At 66.1% G+C, this 15,917-nt stretch carries 16 protein-coding genes and 1 tRNA gene; 12 read left to right on the forward strand and 5 right to left on the reverse strand.

All coding sequences use genetic code 11. The features are described 5' to 3' along the window. The first annotated feature begins 30 nt into the window (after positions 1–30). The 4 genes from ccoG to ccoS are packed head-to-tail and all read left to right on the forward strand — an operon-like array spanning position 31 to position 4,281. Positions 31–1,467, forward strand: a complete 1,437-nt coding sequence (gene ccoG, locus D4754_RS14120; RefSeq protein WP_121064811.1) for a cytochrome c oxidase accessory protein CcoG — start codon at positions 31–33, stop codon at positions 1,465–1,467. Between the two features lie 2 nt (positions 1,468–1,469). Further along, complete coding sequence (locus D4754_RS14125) at positions 1,470–1,940, forward strand: FixH family protein (protein WP_121064632.1); 471 nt, start codon at positions 1,470–1,472, stop codon at positions 1,938–1,940. After that, a complete protein-coding gene (locus D4754_RS14130; protein WP_121064634.1) occupies positions 1,940–4,123 on the forward strand; it encodes a heavy metal translocating P-type ATPase in 2,184 nt (727 codons plus the stop codon). Before D4754_RS14125 ends, D4754_RS14130 begins: the two co-directional genes overlap by 1 nt. After that, positions 4,123–4,281, forward strand: coding sequence for a cbb3-type cytochrome oxidase assembly protein CcoS (gene ccoS, locus D4754_RS14135; protein ID WP_121064636.1), 159 nt, complete (start codon positions 4,123–4,125; stop codon positions 4,279–4,281). Before D4754_RS14130 ends, ccoS begins: the two co-directional genes overlap by 1 nt. Positions 4,282–4,404: 123 nt before the next feature. Here ccoS and D4754_RS14140 read toward each other — a convergent pair whose 3' ends face one another. The 4 genes from D4754_RS14140 to D4754_RS14155 form a co-directional block, all read right to left on the reverse strand. Further along, a complete protein-coding gene (locus D4754_RS14140) occupies positions 4,405–5,142 on the reverse strand; it encodes an acetoacetate decarboxylase (protein WP_121064638.1) in 738 nt (245 codons plus the stop codon). A gap of 94 nt (positions 5,143–5,236) precedes the next feature. After that, positions 5,237–6,691 (reverse strand): D-alanyl-D-alanine carboxypeptidase family protein, encoded by a 1,455-nt coding sequence (locus tag D4754_RS14145; RefSeq protein WP_121064640.1) that lies wholly within the window; start codon positions 6,689–6,691, stop codon positions 5,237–5,239. 256 nt (positions 6,692–6,947) lie between these two features. Then, the gene (locus D4754_RS14150; RefSeq protein ID WP_121064642.1) at positions 6,948–7,733 is read right to left on the reverse strand and encodes an SDR family NAD(P)-dependent oxidoreductase; all 786 of its coding nucleotides are present in this window, start codon (positions 7,731–7,733) and stop codon (positions 6,948–6,950) included. Between the two features lie 97 nt (positions 7,734–7,830). Then, a complete protein-coding gene (locus tag D4754_RS14155) occupies positions 7,831–8,532 on the reverse strand; it encodes an HAD family hydrolase (RefSeq protein WP_121064644.1) in 702 nt (233 codons plus the stop codon). 97 nt (positions 8,533–8,629) lie between these two features. On the opposite strand from D4754_RS14155, the gene clpS reads away from it, so the two are divergent. From clpS to D4754_RS14185, 6 genes are all read left to right on the forward strand, one after another. Further along, positions 8,630–8,974 carry an ATP-dependent Clp protease adapter ClpS gene (clpS, locus tag D4754_RS14160; RefSeq protein WP_121064646.1) on the forward strand — a complete coding sequence of 115 codons (345 nt, stop codon included), beginning with the start codon at positions 8,630–8,632 and terminating at the stop codon, positions 8,972–8,974. A gap of 16 nt (positions 8,975–8,990) precedes the next feature. Further along, entirely contained in the window at positions 8,991–10,049 is a 1,059-nt protein-coding gene (locus tag D4754_RS14165) for a class I SAM-dependent methyltransferase (protein WP_121064648.1), read from the forward strand. A 70-nt stretch (positions 10,050–10,119) separates the two neighbouring features. Further along, entirely contained in the window at positions 10,120–10,920 is an 801-nt protein-coding gene (locus D4754_RS14170) for an SDR family NAD(P)-dependent oxidoreductase (RefSeq protein ID WP_121064650.1), read from the forward strand. An 88-nt stretch (positions 10,921–11,008) separates the two neighbouring features. Continuing rightward, positions 11,009–11,902: an oxygen-dependent coproporphyrinogen oxidase gene (gene hemF / locus D4754_RS14175; protein ID WP_121064652.1), complete on the forward strand. Its 894-nt coding sequence runs from the start codon at positions 11,009–11,011 to the stop codon at positions 11,900–11,902. A gap of 33 nt (positions 11,903–11,935) precedes the next feature. After that, entirely contained in the window at positions 11,936–12,721 is a 786-nt protein-coding gene (locus tag D4754_RS14180) for an SDR family NAD(P)-dependent oxidoreductase (protein ID WP_121064654.1), read from the forward strand. Positions 12,722–12,935: 214 nt separating this feature from the next. Beyond that, on the forward strand, positions 12,936–13,592 hold the full coding sequence (locus D4754_RS14185) for a hypothetical protein (protein ID WP_121064656.1): 657 nt from the start codon (positions 12,936–12,938) through the stop codon (positions 13,590–13,592). 5 nt (positions 13,593–13,597) lie between these two features. On the opposite strand, the gene hemC is transcribed toward D4754_RS14185, so the two are convergent. Then, positions 13,598–14,539 (reverse strand): hydroxymethylbilane synthase, encoded by a 942-nt coding sequence (gene hemC / locus D4754_RS14190; RefSeq protein ID WP_121064658.1) that lies wholly within the window; start codon positions 14,537–14,539, stop codon positions 13,598–13,600. 117 nt (positions 14,540–14,656) lie between these two features. Between hemC and hemE the strand changes: the two genes are divergently transcribed. Together hemE and D4754_RS14200 are read left to right on the forward strand one after the other, a co-directional pair. Beyond that, a complete protein-coding gene (hemE, locus tag D4754_RS14195; protein WP_121064660.1) occupies positions 14,657–15,694 on the forward strand; it encodes a uroporphyrinogen decarboxylase in 1,038 nt (345 codons plus the stop codon). 50 nt (positions 15,695–15,744) lie between these two features. Further along, positions 15,745–15,821, forward strand: a tRNA-Met gene (locus D4754_RS14200). Positions 15,822–15,917 lie beyond the last annotated feature (96 nt).

The following is a 15,917-nucleotide window of genomic DNA, read 5'->3' on the forward strand; positions in this document are numbered from 1 at the left end:
CACGATCCCACCGATATCGGAGCACAGAAAGTGACCGAGTCCACACCCGCCCCCAGTCTCTATGCCGCGCGCGAGCCGATCTTCCCGCGCCGCGTCAAGGGCACGTTCCGCACCCTGAAATGGGCGCTGATGATCTTCACGCTGGGCATCTACTATGTAACCCCCTGGATTCGCTGGGACCGGGGCCCGGATCTGCCGGATCAGGCCGTGCTGCTCGATCTGGCCGGACGGCGGTTCTACTTCTTCTGGGTCGAGATCTGGCCCTACGAGTTCTACTTCGTCGCCGGTCTGCTGATCATGGCAGGGCTGGGGCTCTTCCTGTTCACCTCGGCGCTTGGCCGGGTCTGGTGCGGCTACGCCTGTCCGCAGACCGTGTGGACCGACCTCTTTATCCTTGTCGAACGCTGGGTCGAAGGCGACCGGAACGCGCGGCTCCGCCTGCACCGGCAGAAGAAACTCGATTTCCGCAAGGCGCGGCTGCGGGTCACGAAATGGACGCTCTGGCTGCTGATCGGCCTGGCGACGGGTGGCGCGTGGGTCTTCTATTTCGCCGATGCGCCGACGCTGCTGCATGACCTGGTGACGTTGCAGGCCCATCCCATCGCCTACACGACGATGGCGATTCTGACCTTCACCACCTTCTTCTTCGGCGGCTTCGCGCGCGAACAGATCTGCATCTACGCCTGCCCGTGGCCCCGCATCCAGGCCGCGATGATGGACGAGGACACGATCACCGTCGCCTACCGCGACTGGCGGGGGGAACCGCGCGGCAAGCACCGCAAGGCGGAAGGCGCGGACCAGCTGGGCGATTGCATCGATTGCAATGCCTGCGTGAACGTCTGCCCCACGGGGATAGACATCCGCAACGGCCAGCAGATGGAATGCATCACCTGCGCGCTGTGCATCGACGCCTGCGACGACATCATGGACAAGATCGGCAAGCCCCGCGGGCTGATCGATTACATGGCACTGACGGACGAGACGGCCGAACGCGCGGGCGAGCCGCCGCGCAGCATCTGGAAGCACATCTTCCGGCCGCGGGTGATCCTTTACACGACGCTCTGGGCGGCGGTCGGGCTGGGGCTGGTCTTCGCGCTGTTCATCCGCGCCGATATCAGCATGTCCGTCGCGCCCGTCCGGAACCCGACCTACGTGCTGCTGTCCGACGGGTCGATCCGCAACACCTATGACGTGCGGCTGCGCAACAAGCATGGCGAACCGCGGCGGTTCGAGCTGGCGGTCACGGGCAATCCTTCGCTGCGCATCCAGCTGGAAGGCACGCCCTACAACAGCGTGATGGTCCCTGCGAACGAACTGAAGCAACAGCGCGTCTACCTTGTGGCGCCGCCCGGTTCAGACCCGGCGGAGCAGGGATTGACCGAGGTCCGCTTCTGGGTCGAGGATCTGACGAACGGCGAACGCGCGCATGTCGATTCAACATTCGATGGCATGGGCGGAGAGGACTGAACATGGCCGAGAAAAAGCGTGAATTCACCGGCAAGCATTTTGCCATGATCTTCTGCGGCGCCTTTGCCGTCATCATCAGCGTCAACATCGCGCTGGCGGTCAGCGCCGTGCGCACGTTCCCGGGGCTGGAGGTCAAGAACTCCTACGTCGCCAGCCAGGAATTCAACGAACGCAAGGCCGCGCAGGAAGGCCTGGGCTGGACGGTCGTGGCGGATGCAGGCGACGGCTTCGTGCGGATCCGCATCACCGACAATCTGGACCTGCCGGTCCGGGTGCAGTCGCTGGATGCCACCGTTGGCCGGGCGACCCACGTGAAGGACGACGTGCATCCCGAATTCAACTTCGACGGCCGGGCCTATGTGGCGAATGTCGACCTTGGTCCGGGCAACTGGAACATCCGCATGAAGGCGGTGGCGGGCGACGGGACGCTCTTCACCCAGCGCATCCAGCTGCCGGTGCGGGGCGAAAGCTGATGACAGCCGCGCTCCGCCCCCGGGCCGCGGCCTGTCCGGCCTGCCTTGTGGTGCCGGAGGGGGAGGCATCGCCTGAGCCTCGCACGGACAGGGGCCGGATCGCGCTGTCGCTGCCCACGATCCACTGCCAGGCCTGCATCTCGAAGGTCGAGAACGGGCTGGCCGGGGTGGAGGGCGTGAAAGCGGCGCGGGTGAACCTGACGCAGAAGCGCGTGACGGTCGACGCCGCGCCGGGGCTGACCGCCTCCCGGCTGGTCGATGTGCTCGACGGGCTGGGGTTCGAGGCGCACGAGCTGGATCTGGCGACACTGTCGGCCACCGATGGCGACCGCGCGGGGCGCGAGCTGTTGATGCGGCTGGCGGTGGCGGGCTTCGCGGCGATGAACGTGATGCTTCTGTCGGTGTCTGTCTGGTCCGGCGCGTCGGATGCGACGCGGGACATGTTCCACTGGATCTCGGCCGGGATCGCGCTGCCGGCTATCGCGTTTTCGGCCCAGCCCTTCTTTCGCAATGCCTGGGCCGCGCTGCGGGTAGGGCGGCTGAACATGGACGTGCCCATCGTGCTGGCGATCCTGCTGGCGCTGGCGACCTCGCTTTGGGAAACCTCCCTGTCGGGCGCGCATGCCTATTTCGACGCCGCGCTGGCGCTGACCTTCTTCCTGCTGGCGGGCCGCTATCTTGACCACCGCACCCGGGCCATCGCGCGGTCCGCGGCCGAGGAACTGGCCGCGCTGGAAGTTCCGCGCGCCATGCGCCTGCGGAACGGGGTGGAGGAGGAAGTGCCCGCCGCCGACCTGCGGATCGGCGACCTTCTGATGATCCGCCCCGGTGCAAGGATGCCGGTGGACGGGGAGATCGTGGACGGCGCCTCGGAACTGGATCGCTCGCTTCTGACCGGGGAAACCGTGCCTGTCTTTGCCGAACCCGGGCAGGCGGTGAGCGCGGGCGAAGTGAACCTGACCGGTCCGCTGACGGTGCGGGCGCTGGCGGTGGGGGAGGACACGTCGCTTCATCGCATGGCCGATCTGGTCGCCATCGCGGAAAGCGGCCGGTCGCGATACACGTCGCTGGCCGACCGGGCGGCCAAGCTCTATGCGCCCGGTGTGCATATCCTGTCGGCGCTGAGTTTCCTTGGCTGGCTGATCTATTCCGGCGACATGCGCACGGCGCTGAACATCGCGGCGGCAGTGCTGATCATCACCTGCCCCTGTGCGCTGGGGCTTGCTGTCCCGGCAGTGACGACGGCTGCATCGGGGCGGCTCTTCCGCAAGGGCCTGCTGATCAAGCACGCCACCGCGCTGGAGCGTCTGGCCGAGGTCGATCACGTGATCTTCGACAAGACCGGGACGCTGACCGAAGGCCGGCCCCAGCCCGTGGGGCTGGAAGGCTTGTCCCGGGACGAACTGGCCGTCGCACTGGCCCTTGCTGCCGGATCGGCGCATCCGCTGTCGATGGCCATGGCGCGCGCGCTGCAAGCGCAGGGCGTGGCGCGGGCAGAGGTGCAGGGCATCCGCGAGGTGCCGGGATACGGCGCCGAAGGGCGGCGCGGCGGGCAGGTGGTGCGGCTGGGCCGTGCCGATTGGGTTGGCGGCGCGGCGGTGGATCAGACGGCCACGTGGCTCTCCACGGGCAACGGCGCCATTCGCGTGATCCGATTTGTCGACCGCCCGCGTCCCGGCGCGGCAGAGGCGGTGGCCGCGTTGCAGGCGGCAGGCAAGCGCGTGGAGTTGCTGTCGGGCGACAGCAGGGTGCCTGTCGAGGCTCTGGCGCGGGACCTGGGGATTGCGGACTGGTCTGCGAGCATGCGGCCCGAGGAGAAGGCGGCACGGGTGGCCGCGCTTTCCGACGAGGGACACAAGGTGCTGATGGTGGGCGACGGGCTGAACGACACGGCGGCGCTGGCGTCGGCGCATGTGTCGATCTCTCCGGCCTCGGCGCTGGATGCGGCGCGGGTCGCGTCCGACATCGTGCTGCTGGGCAGTGACCTGTCGCCGGTGGGCGAGGCCTGCGCGGTGGCAAAGAAGGCCACGCGCCGGATCCGCGAGAACTTCCGGATCGCGACCGTCTATAACGTGATCGCGGTGCCGCTGGCGGTGGCGGGGCTTGCGACGCCCCTGATCGCGGCGCTGGCGATGTCGACGTCATCGATCACAGTGTCGCTGAACGCGCTGAGGCTGCGCTGATGCAGGTGATCGCCTACCTGATCCCGATTTCGCTGTTCCTTGGGGGGCTGGGCCTTGTGGCGTTCATCTTCCTGCTGCGGTCCGGCCAATATGACGACCCGGAAGGCGACAGCCGCCGGATCCTGTCCGACGATTACGACGACAAGCCCAAAGGGTGAGCGGCGGGCAATCGCGCCCTCGACGGGCCCGCCCGCCCAACCCTCGGCGGATCCCTTCGGGCTCCGCCGACCCGCCTCGGGCGCGATGCGGCGCTGATCGCACCGCGGGGCTGGTGGCTTGTGTCAGGCCAGGTAGTCGTGAACGACCTTGCCCAGACCCAGCGTCAGGTCGCTGACGATATGGGTGGCGCCCAGCACCTCCAGCACCGGCAGATCGGCCACCGGAGCCAGCGCGTGCTCCTCAAGGTGCAGCCGGGCCGGGCCGGTCCACGCGCCCTTCACGGTCACGTCTTCCAGCCGGTATTCGACGATCTCGCAGACCCTGGGCGTGCCGTCGACATGAGGCATGATCTTCAGCAGGTAGTTCGGCCCCAGCATGCTTTCCAGGATCGGTCCGGTGTCCAGCGACTGGTGCTTGTAGCCCATCGTCCCGCGCGCCACGCGCAGGCCGGAATAGTCGAGCGTGCCGATCAGCGTGTCCTTTTCGACCTTCAGCACCGGTTCGGCGAATTTCTTGGGAAAGCCCCAGATCTCGCGCCCGCCGGCGATGGGGGCGTCATCGTTGAGATACATCGAATGGACGTAGCCGCCGACCTGCCCGTTGAAACGGACCGGAATGACCTGGCCCGATTCCGTGTAATCGCCGAAGCCCGTCGAATCCGGCATGCGGATGAATTCGTACTTCACGATCGGTTCGACGATCTCCAGCGGTTCGGGCACCACGGCGGCCAGCGCGTCGGGATCGGTCCGGTAGGTGATGATCATGAATTCCCGGTTCACGAACCGGTAGGGGCCCGGCGGGTAGGACGGGCTGGACATCGGCATGGCAAGCGCCTTGCGCGGATCGGGACGGGTAACCATCGGACTCTCCTGAAACGAAATTCGCCGCGCCGCGGCATCGCAGGACCGTTGTACCGCGATTCGCGCAAAGGACCAGCGTCCCAGTGTTTTCGGGTCAGGTCGGGCCCATCATGAAACAGTTGACGTTGCGCGCCTGAAGCCGGCGGCAGGCCAGGTCGGCACTGTCGCGCGAGAGGCCGGTGAAGGTCGCGTCGTAGCCCTGCGATGTCTTGACCACCTTCCGCAGCCCGCCATCGAGCGTGCCGGTTTCGATCAGCGCGGCGCGCAGCAGGACCTTTTCCGCCTGCGACCGGCTGGTGTAGCGGCCGATATTGATCCCCCAGTGCCGTTCGGCATCAGGCTGCAGACGGGTGACGACATCCTGTGCGGTCTGCGCGGGCTGGGCTGCGGGCGTCACCGGCGTTGCGTCGGCCGGGGCCGCCGCGGTCTTGACCGGCGCGGGCGCCACGCTGGCCGGGCGGGCCTTGGGGCGGATGTCGGACAGGTTGTCGTCGCTGCCTTGCGGGACCACGTTGCCCGCCGGCGTGGCCGATGCCACCTGCGCCGCCACGACCGCGTCGTCTACAGCGCTGCTGTCGACACTGTTTGCCGGCGTCATCGCCTCGGCGATCACGGCCTTGGGCACTTCGATCGGCGGGGCGGTGGGAATGACCGATCCGTCGCGGGGCTTGGGCCGGAGGCTGGTTTTCACGGCGCCGGATGTGCGGATGACCTTGCCGGCCTCGTTGTTGTTGACGGCGGGCCCGGCAAGCGCCACCGCGGCGGGCGGGCGGACCGTTGCGTTGGCAGGCGCGCGGCTGAAGCCCATGTCGAGCAGTTCGGCCACGCGGGCGTTGCGCGCCGCGCCGGACGTGCCGCCGAACACCGTCGCGATGATGCGCTTGTCCCCGCGCTTGGCCGAGGCGACAAGGTTGAAGCCGGCCGCGTTGGTGAAGCCCGTCTTGATCCCGTCGGCACCGCGGTAGCTTTGCAGCAGCCGGCGGTTGGTGTTGCGCACCGTCTTCACGCCGGCATTGGTCGATTCCCGCCCGAACAGGTTGTAATACTGCGGGTAATCGTACAGCAGCCGCCGGCCAAGGTTCGTCATGTCCCGGGCCGAGGACAGGTGGCCCGATGCCGTCAGCCCGTGGGCGTTCTTGAACGTTGTCTTCGACATGCCCAGGGCACGGGCCGTGTCGGTCATGCGTTTGGTGAAGGCGGCCTCGCTGCCGGAAATTGCCTCGGCAATGGCGGTGGCGGCGTCGTTGGCCGATTTCACCGCCGTGGCGCGGATCAGGTAGCGCAGGGCGATCTTCTGCCCCGGGCGCAGGCCCAGCTTCGACGGCTGTTCGTTGGCCGCATTGCGCGAGACGGTGACAGGCGTGTCCAGCGTGATCTCGCCCCGCTTGATCGCGTCGAAGGTGACGTAAAGCGTCATCATCTTGGTCAGCGATGCGGGGTGAAGCTTGGCGTCGGCATTTCGGGAATGCAGCACCTCGCCCGTGCGGGCATCCATGACCATCGCGGCATAGGGCGCGGCCTGAAGGGCCGAGGCCCACAGAAGGGTCATGAGTATCGGAATGACGCGCGTATAGAGAGACGCCGGCCCACGGCGTTCTTGCCACTGTCCCACGGTTGAACCTGCCTATGTCTGCCTCTGGGCCGCCGGTTTTCCGGCTGACCACTATTAATTGCCTTTTAGATTAACATATGGAAAACAAAAAGAAAACCCGCGCGAGCGGGTCGCGCGGGCGAAAATCGGGACCGCAAGATCCACATCTTGTAGCCCCGATTCGGATGGCCGCAAGGGGTGGTGAAGCGGTTTTTCAGAAGCGGAAGTAGCCGCCGTCGACCTGCAACAGTTGCCCGGTGTGATAGACGGACGCGTCGGACATCAGGTAAACCGCGACACCTCCGAAATCGGCGGGCTCTCCCCAGCGGCGGGTCGGGATCCGTGCGCCGACATTCTGGGCGAATTTCGGGTTGCCGATGGCGTTTTCCGTCATGTCCGTGGCGATCCAGCCGGGCAGGATGGCGTTGGCGGTGATCCCGTGCTTCGCGAACTCGACCGCCAGACCGTAGGTCATGGAGTTCAGCGCGCCCTTTGACGCCGCATAATGTTCGCTGCGCGCGGCGCCTGAAACCGACGCGAGACTCGACACGCAGGCGAGCCGTCCGCCGGGATCGCCGGCCTCGGACCGGGCCACCATGTGGCGCAGCGCGGCCTGGTAGGTGAAGAAGACACCGTCGAGGTTCACGTCGAGCACCCGGCGCCATTCGGCGTGGTCGATCTCCAGAAACGACCGCGCGCCGCGGCCCGACACGCCTGCATTGGCGATGCAGCCATCCAGACGCCCGAACTCGGCCAGGGTCGCGTCCATCTTGGCGTCGACATCGGCCTGATCGGCCACGTTGCAGACAAACCCGGCCGCCTTGCCGCCAAGCGCCTTCAGCTTCTCGGTCGCCGCCGCGGTCTTGTCGGGGTTCGTGCCCCAGATTGCCACGTCGGCGCCGGCCTTAGCCAGCGCTTCGGCCATGCCGTAGCCGATCCCGCCATTGCCGCCCGTAACCAGCACCACCTTGCCGGACAGTTCGAACATGTTCCCGCTCATCGCAAATCCTCCCTGATCTTCTGCGCGAAGTTTGCGGCAAAAGGGCCCAAGGCGGGGCGGTTTGTCAATGCGGTTGACTGACAGGCGTCAGGACGGGTCAGCCGATGGCGGTGACAAGGTCGGGCAACTGGCCAAGGTCGGGCAGGTGGCAGTAGCGGTCTTCGGCCTGCGGCGCCTCGGCGCGTTCGTGTTCCCAGACCAGCTGGTAGGGGACATGCACGCCCCAGCTTCCCGCCTCGATCGGGGCGATCACGTCGGAGCGCATGGAGTTGCCGACCATCATCGCGCGTCCGGGTCCATTCCCGTGCCGGTCGAAGATCCGGCGGTACGTGTCGGCGGCCTTTTCCGACACGATCTCCACGCCGTCGAACAGGTCGCCCAGGCCCGACTGCGCGAGCTTGCGTTCCTGGTCCAGCAGCTCCCCCTTGGTGATGAGAATCACCCGGTGAGTCGCGGCCACCTTTTCCACCGCGTCGCGGGCGTGGGGCAGCAATTCGATGGGATGGGCCAGCATTTCGCGCCCCGCATCCAGCAATTCCGAGATGACGGAGGCGGGTACCTTTTCGTCGGTGACCTCGATCGCGGTTTCGATCATGGACAGGACAAAGCCCTTAACACCGTAACCATAATGCCCAAGATTGCGGCGTTCGGCCGCGTCGAGGCGCTGTGCAAGGTCCGGCGTGTCGGTGTAACCCGACAAAAGATCGATGAAACGGTCCTGCGTGATGCGGAAGAACCGTTCGTGGTGCCACAACGTGTCGTCGGCATCGAAGCCGACCGTCGTCAGATATGAACCCATCTGCACCTCCGCTGCGCGCTTTCTCTTTTCCAATTCCTCAGGATCACTATATTAGGAACTAAATCCAGAATTTGTTAAACCCGAGTGATCCTGCGCAATGCTGCAAGTGCCCATCAAGATGACTCAGAAGAAAGACGATGACGGCGGCGACCCCTCGCTGCTGGTAGAGACGCGCCCGCGCACGCAGCGGCCGCCGCTCTACAAGGTTCTGCTTCTGAACGACGACTATACCCCGATGGAATTCGTGGTGCACGTGCTGGAGCGTTTCTTCGGCATGACTCATGGCCAGTCGGTTGAAATCATGCTGACCGTCCACAAGAAGGGCGTCGCGGTCGTGGGCGTGTTCAGCCACGAGATCGCGGAAACCAAGGTGGGTCAGGTCATGGACTTTGCCCGCCGGCACCAGCATCCGCTGCAATGCACGATGGAAAAGGAAGAATGAGGCCGGGCGTCCGCTGATGTCGGTCCGTCTGTCCCTGGTTCTGGAGTCCGGTCTGGCGCTGCCGGACGGGCCTGTTGCCGTCTATCACCCCACACCCGATCACGATCTGTCTGCATTGCCGGCCGAGCGGGTGGAAATCGTGCAGCCGTTCAAGCCCTGGCACGACCGCTGGGCGCAGGCGGGCTATGCGGTGGTGCCGTCCGCCGCGGCCACGCCGGTTGCGGCGGCGATTGTCTTCCTGCCCCGTGCCCGGGCCGAAGGACGCGCCGCGATTGCGGAAGCCGTCGAACGGGCAGGGGAATCCGGCGGCGTGATCCTGATCGATGGGGCCAAGACCGACGGTATCGAATCCATCCTGAAAGAGGTCCGCGCCCGGACCGAAGTCAGCCCGGCGCTATCCAAGGCGCACGGCAAGCTGTTCTCGTTCCACGCTGAACCGGAACTGTTCGCCGACTGGGCGGCCAGGGACCAGGTGCTCGACGGTGGCTTCATCACCCGGCCAGGCGTGTTTTCGGCCGACGGGGTCGACAAGGGCTCGGTCGTGCTGGCCGGCATGCTGGACGAGGTGCCGCTGGGATCGCATGTCTTCGATCTGGGGGCGGGCTGGGGCTATCTTTCGACCCGCCTGCTGGAGAACGGGAAGCTCAAGCAGCTCGACCTTGTCGAGGCGGATCACGTGGCGCTCGATTGCGCGCGCCGGAATGTCAGCGACGAACGGGCGCGGTTCCATTGGGCGGATGCGACGGTCTGGCGGCCGGAGACGCTGGTGGACAGCGTGGTGATGAACCCGCCCTTCCACGTCGCGCGGGCGGGCGATCCGGGAATCGGTCAGGCGTTCGTGCAGGCGGCTGCGGGCATGTTGAAGCCGGGCGGCAAGCTTTTGTTGGTCGCGAACCGTCATCTTCCTTACGAAGACACCTTGTCGGGCCGGTTCGGGGATGTCGCCGAACTGCACAACGATGGTCACTTCAAGGTCATCCTGGCATCGCGGCCCGGCAAGGGGGCAGGGCAGGGACGCCACACCGCACCCGGGCGCGCGACGTCCCGCGGGGGCAAGGCTCGCGCAAGACGCTGATTGGCTGTATACGCGTCGAAGCCAGACGGACCGGGCACGCCCCATTCCTCCGCTGTGACAGGAGATCGTGATGTCCTTTTCCATCGCCGGCAAGACCGTGATCGTCACCGGTTCCGCCAATGGCATCGGCCTCGCCATCGGGCGCCATTTTGTCGACAAGGGGGCGAACGTCATGTTCGCCGACACTGACGAAAAGGCGCTTGCCTCGGAACTGGGGGACAAGGCGGAAGACGGCAATGTCCGGTACTTTGCCGGCGATCTGCGGGAAAAGCTGGCCATCGCGAACCTGTTGTCCGCGACGATTGACGCGTTCGATCAGGTGGACGTGCTGGTCAACGGCGCGCGACAGGTCGAAATCTCGGATCCGCTGGACCCGGAAGACGACACGGTGATGCAGCTTCTGGCACAGAACCTGATGCCGTCGCTGCGCCTGTCGCAGCTCGTGGCCCGCCGGATGATCAAGCAGTCCGAATCCTCGACCTCCGGCGCCGTGGGGTCGATCATCAACCTCAGCTCCATCGCCGCGCGGCGCACCCATCCCGACCTGATGGCCTATTCGGTGTCGACCGCCGCGCTGGACCAGCTGACGCGCAGCCTTGCCGTCGCCATGGCGCCCTACCGCATCCGGGTGAACGCGCTGGCCATCGGATCGGTGATGAGCCATTCGTTGAAATCCACGCTGCGCGACAACCGCGAATACCGGCAGGACATCGAAGATCACACGCCGCTGTCGCGGATCGCGGCGCCGACGGAACTGGCCGAAGCGGCGCAATTTCTCGCCTCCGACGCCGCGGCCTTCATGACCGGGCAGATCCTGACACTTGACGGCGGGCGCACGCTGGTCGATCCCGTGGCAGCGCCTGCGCACTAGACCGGACGCGGCTTTCGCGCCTGTGCCGTCAGCCCCGGGGGCGGCGCTGTCTCAGTCTTGCCGGGAATGTTGGAGGGAGGGACACGCAATGACCGCCACCATGGATGCCGAAAAGACCCGCGCCGCAGCATGGTTCCGCACGCTCCGCGACGAGATCGTGACCGCGTTCGAAGCGCTGGAAGACAGCCACACCGCCGGCCCCCTGTCCCGCGAACCCGCCGGCCGTTTCGAAGTGACAGAGACGAAACGCGACAGCGCCGATGGAAGCGACGCGGGCGGCGGGCTGATGAGCGTCATGCGCGATGGCCGGGTGTTCGAGAAGGTGGGCGTGAACGTCTCGACCGTCTACGGCACGCTGGGGCCCGAAGCACAGGCCTCGATGGCGGCGCGCAAGGGCATTCCCGGCATGGCGGACGATCCGCGGTTCTGGGCATCGGGCATCAGCCTTGTGGCCCATATGCAAAATCCCCATGTGCCCGCTATTCACCTGAACACGCGCATGTTCTGGACACCGCACGCGTGGTGGTTCGGCGGGGGCGAGGATCTGAACCCCTGCATCGAATATGAAGAGGACACTGCGCATTTTCACGACACGCTGAAAGCGCATCTCGACCCGCACGGGGCGGAATATTATCCCCGCCTGAAGGAATGGGCCGACGAGTATTTCTATATCCCGCACCGCAAGCGCGCCCGTGGGGTGGGGGGCATATTCCTGGACGATCACAATACCGGCGACTTCGAAGCCGACTACGCGCTGACCCAGGATATCGGGCGCGCCTTCCTGCCGGCCTACGTGCCGCTGGTGAAGAAACGCCGCCTCCAGAGCTTCGACGAGGCCGACCGCGATGCGCAGCTGGTCCATCGCGGGCTCTATGCCGAATACAATCTCGTCTACGACCGCGGAACGAAGTTCGGACTGGCCACGGGGCACAACGCCGACGCAGTGCTGATGAGCCTGCCGCCTTTGGCGAAATGGAAGTAAGCGCCGCAACCAAGCGGCGAGTTCGGGGGAGAAATGGGCGATCTTGACGGCCGTGTGGCCATCGTGACGGGGTCGGGGTCCGGCCTTGGTCGAAGCATGGCGGTGAAGCTGGCGGAACGCGGGGCCGACGTGATCGTGAACTATTCGCGTTCGGCTGAAGGCGCCGAGGAAACCGCCGACATGGCGCGCGCCCACGGTGCGCAGATGTCGGTCGTTCAGGCCGATGTGTCCGATCCGGAAGGTGCGGCGAAACTGGTCGAGGCGGCGCAGGCCCGCGGGCGGCTGGACATCCTGATGAACAATGCCGGCACCACGAAGATGGCGCGCGATCATTCGGATCTGGACGCGCTGACCAAGGACGATTTCCTGCATCTCTATGCCGTCAACGTCGTGGGGCCGTACCTGATGCTTCAGGCGGCCAAGTCATTGATGGTCAACACTTATGAATCGACAGGTCGGGCCAGCGTTGTGCTGAATACCTCCTCTATCGCGGGGATCAAGGGCGTCGGTTCCTCGGTCGCCTACGCGGCGTCGAAAGGCGCGCTGAACACGATGACGCTGTCGCTGGCGCGCGCGCTGGCACCCGCGATCCGGGTCAACGCGATCTGCCCCGGCTTCATCGGAACGCGCTGGTTCAAGGACACGATGGACGAGGCCGCGTTCGACCAGATGATCGCCGGGGTCGAGAAGCGCACGCCCCTTGGCGTGGCCTCGACAGCCGACGATATTGCCGAGTCCGCGCTCTTCTTCGTGTCGGACGCGGCGCGGCATGTGACGGGCGAAACGCTGCTGGTCGATGCCGGTCTGCACCTGGTCTAGGCAAATTGCTGCACTCTTTTTAGTCGACGTAACACAATTTCAATAAATTGAAGCTTTTCTGGCCGGGCTGTTCCCGTCGCGGTCGATCTGGGGACGTCTGCACAAGACGGGGCGGCCTTCTGAACACTCCGCCGATACGACAGGGCGTATCGGGTCGGTTCCGGGCAAGCTGTGGCTGATTCGGGCCGACCAAGACCATTGGAAAGCGACTGAAATGCTGTTGAGTGAATCCGAGGCGCTGACTGCCCTGCGCAGCCTCCCTGACTCGCCGCCCATCCCGGAAATGCGCAAGGCCATGCAGGCATTGCTGAAAGGCCGGGTGCTGCCCGCCGATCAACTGCTGGACCCGAAGGGATGGGTCACGGAATTCGAGGTGACGGAACTGGCGCTGTACCTGTACCTGCGCCGCTATTTCCGCGTCTGCACGCTTCTGGCGGCACAGGCTGCGCGCCGGACAGCCGATCTCGTGGCCCATCGTGAAGAGGAACAGGGCCAGGTCGGCCCCGGTGACGTGAACACCTTGATGGTCGAGATGGAGGTGGACGATCTGATCTCGTGCCAGCCCTGTCCCATCGCGCGGCTGCAACTGGCCGACTACGCGGTGACAACGCACGGCAGGCTCCGCGACTACTTCGAGGCGCTGTATGCCGCGAACCGTGCGGGGCAGAAGCTCCAGAAAGACGTGCTCGTGGCGCTGCGCCCGCAGGAATGTCCGTTCGGGGGCCGTCACCGCATTCCGCCGGCCTGCGAGGCTGGAGAGCCGCAGAGCGAGCCGCGCCGCAAGCCGCTGGCCTTTCGCCGCCCCGACCGCCGCCAGGCCGCCAATCGCCAGACGGTTCCGACGCAGGGCCCGGTGACAAGCGTGAAGTAGGGATCCTACAGCCGGAAGAAATCCGGCCCGGTCCGGCCCAGGATCTTCCGGGCGATGTCCTGCCCCATCGCGGCACCGTCGGCGATGGGGCCCGAGATCTCCTCGGTCGCCACTTCGCTGCCGTCGGGGCGCAACACTTCTCCCTTGAGGTGCAGCGTGCCGCCGTCCAGCACCGCCAGCCCGGCAATCGGCGTCTCGCACGAGCCGTCGAGTGTCGCGAGGAAGGCGCGTTCCGCGGCAAGGCGTTCGCCGGTCTCGCGGTCATGGATCGCGGCCAGCATTTCGGCCACGCGAACATCGCTTTCGCGGCGTTCGATTCCTATGGCGCCCTGCGCGATTGCGGGCAGAAGAACGTCTTCGGGAATGGGAGTTGCCGGGATCTCGCCCAGGATGCCCAGCCGGACCAGCCCGGCCGTGGCAAGGAAGGTTGCCTGTGCCACGCCGTCATGGAGTTTCCTCAGCCGGGTCTGCACGTTGCCGCGAAACTCGACCACCTGCAAATCGGGCCGCCGGATCAACAGCTGCGCCTTGCGCCGCAGGCTGGACGTGCCCACCACGGCACCGTGGGCAAGATCCTCCAGCCGCGTCAGGCTTGGCGACACGAAGGCGTCGCGCACGTCTTCCCGCGGCAGGTAGCAGTCGATCACCAGGCTTTCGGGCTGCAGGACAGGCATGTCCTTCATCGAATGCACCGCGATGTCGATCCCGCCGTCCATCAACGCGGCCTCGATCTCGCGCGTGAACAGGCCCTTGCCGCCAATCTCTTTCAGGGGACGGTCCTGCACGATATCGCCGGTGGTCTTGATCACCTGGATCTCGAATGCTGCGGCCGGCAAATCGAAAGCGGCGGCCAGCCGGTCGCGGGTTTCGCACGCTTGGGCCAGCGCCAGGGGCGAGCCGCGGGTGCCGATACGAAGCGGGGCGTCGGGAGAGGGCAGGGTGGTCATACCAAAACCAATAGCGCCGGGACGCCTGAAGGACAACGCCCGTCGCTCTTGACCCGCGGTCTTGACAAGCCATCTGTCAGCGACGACGCAGGAATGGTTCAAACGCAGGGACGTATCATGACCGAAGCGAAGAAGATCATGCGGGCGCTGGCCGGTGAAACCCAGGACGTGCCGCCGATCTGGATGATGCGCCAGGCGGGCCGCTACCTGCCCGAGTACCGCGCCACGCGCGAGAAGGCGGGAGATTTCCTGTCGCTCTGCTACAATCCCGAACTGGCGGCCGAGGTCACGCTGCAGCCGATCCGCCGCTTTGGCTTCGACGCGGCGATCCTGTTCGCCGACATCCTGCTGGTGCCGCAGGCGCTGGGGCTGGACCTGTGGTTCGTGACGGGCGAAGGCCCGCGCCTGTCCACGGCCACCACCGCGGCCGACGTGGCGAAGCTGAAACCGGTCGAGGCGATCCACGACACCCTGTCGCCCGTCTACGAAACCGTGTCGATCCTGTCCAAGGAACTGCCGAAGGACGTCACGCTGATCGGCTTCGCCGGCGCCCCATGGACGGTGGCCACCTACATGATCGCGGGCCGCGGCACGCCCGACCAGGGCCCGGCCCACGCGCTGAAAGACAGCGACCGCGCCACGTTCGAGGCCTTGCTCGCCCGCGTGACCGAAGCCACCATCGTCTACCTGTCCGCCCAGATCGACGCCGGGGCGGAGGTGGTGAAGATCTTCGACAGCTGGGCCGGTTCGCTGACGGGTGCCGATTTCGAAGCCTATGCCGTGGCGCCCGCGCGGGAGATCACGGCGGCCCTGAAGGCGCGCTATCCCCATGTGCCCGTCATAGGCTTCCCCCGCGGCGCGGGCGAGGCCTATGCCGGTTTCGCGAAGACGACGGGCGTCGATTGCGTGGCGCTGGACCAGGGCGTCGATCCGGCCTGGGCCGCGGCGCATGTGCAGACCGATGGCTGCGTTCAGGGCAACCTTGCGCCCGAGCACATGGTGACAGGCGGCGAGGCTCTGGTGGCCGAGACGCAGGCCATCGTACGCGCCTTTTCGGGCGGTCCGCACATCTTCAACCTTGGCCACGGGATCACGCCGGATGCCGACCCGGATAACGTGGCGCTGATGATCGAAACCGTGCGGTCGTTTCGATGAAATTCCCGCTTGACCCCCCCGCGGCGCTGGCCTAACACGCGCGGGCCTTTGGCGGAGTAGCTCAGTCGGTTAGAGCAGCGGAATCATAATCCGCGTGTCGGGGGTTCAAGTCCCTCCTCCGCTACCACCATTCCTCTACAGAAACGTACAGGACTGCCCAGCAGTTCAGACGCGGGCCATGGAGCGGCGCGTGGCTGTTCCTTTTGCGACGATGTCACTGCTT

The sequence above is a fragment of the Chachezhania antarctica genome (genome assembly GCF_003646465.1).
Taxonomy (GTDB): domain Bacteria; phylum Pseudomonadota; class Alphaproteobacteria; order Rhodobacterales; family Rhodobacteraceae; genus Chachezhania; species Chachezhania antarctica.

Coding starts and splice junctions, on each gene's coding strand:
- D4754_RS14125 (WP_121064632.1), top strand. CDS start 1,470: ATGGCCGAGAAAAAGCGTGAATTCACCGGCAAGCATTTTGCCATGATC.
- ccoS (WP_121064636.1), top strand. CDS start 4,123: ATGCAGGTGATCGCCTACCTGATCCCGATTTCGCTGTTCCTTGGGGGG.
- D4754_RS14130 (WP_121064634.1), top strand. CDS start 1,940: ATGACAGCCGCGCTCCGCCCCCGGGCCGCGGCCTGTCCGGCCTGCCTT.
- hemE (WP_121064660.1), top strand. CDS start 14,657: ATGACCGAAGCGAAGAAGATCATGCGGGCGCTGGCCGGTGAAACCCAG.
- D4754_RS14145 (WP_121064640.1), bottom strand. CDS start 6,691: ATGACCCTTCTGTGGGCCTCGGCCCTTCAGGCCGCGCCCTATGCCGCG.
- hemC (WP_121064658.1), bottom strand. CDS start 14,539: ATGACCACCCTGCCCTCTCCCGACGCCCCGCTTCGTATCGGCACCCGC.
- D4754_RS14185 (WP_121064656.1), top strand. CDS start 12,936: ATGCTGTTGAGTGAATCCGAGGCGCTGACTGCCCTGCGCAGCCTCCCT.
- D4754_RS14180 (WP_121064654.1), top strand. CDS start 11,936: ATGGGCGATCTTGACGGCCGTGTGGCCATCGTGACGGGGTCGGGGTCC.
- clpS (WP_121064646.1), top strand. CDS start 8,630: ATGCTGCAAGTGCCCATCAAGATGACTCAGAAGAAAGACGATGACGGC.
- hemF (WP_121064652.1), top strand. CDS start 11,009: ATGACCGCCACCATGGATGCCGAAAAGACCCGCGCCGCAGCATGGTTC.
- D4754_RS14170 (WP_121064650.1), top strand. CDS start 10,120: ATGTCCTTTTCCATCGCCGGCAAGACCGTGATCGTCACCGGTTCCGCC.
- D4754_RS14155 (WP_121064644.1), bottom strand. CDS start 8,532: ATGGGTTCATATCTGACGACGGTCGGCTTCGATGCCGACGACACGTTG.
- D4754_RS14140 (WP_121064638.1), bottom strand. CDS start 5,142: ATGGTTACCCGTCCCGATCCGCGCAAGGCGCTTGCCATGCCGATGTCC.
- D4754_RS14150 (WP_121064642.1), bottom strand. CDS start 7,733: ATGAGCGGGAACATGTTCGAACTGTCCGGCAAGGTGGTGCTGGTTACG.
- D4754_RS14165 (WP_121064648.1), top strand. CDS start 8,991: ATGTCGGTCCGTCTGTCCCTGGTTCTGGAGTCCGGTCTGGCGCTGCCG.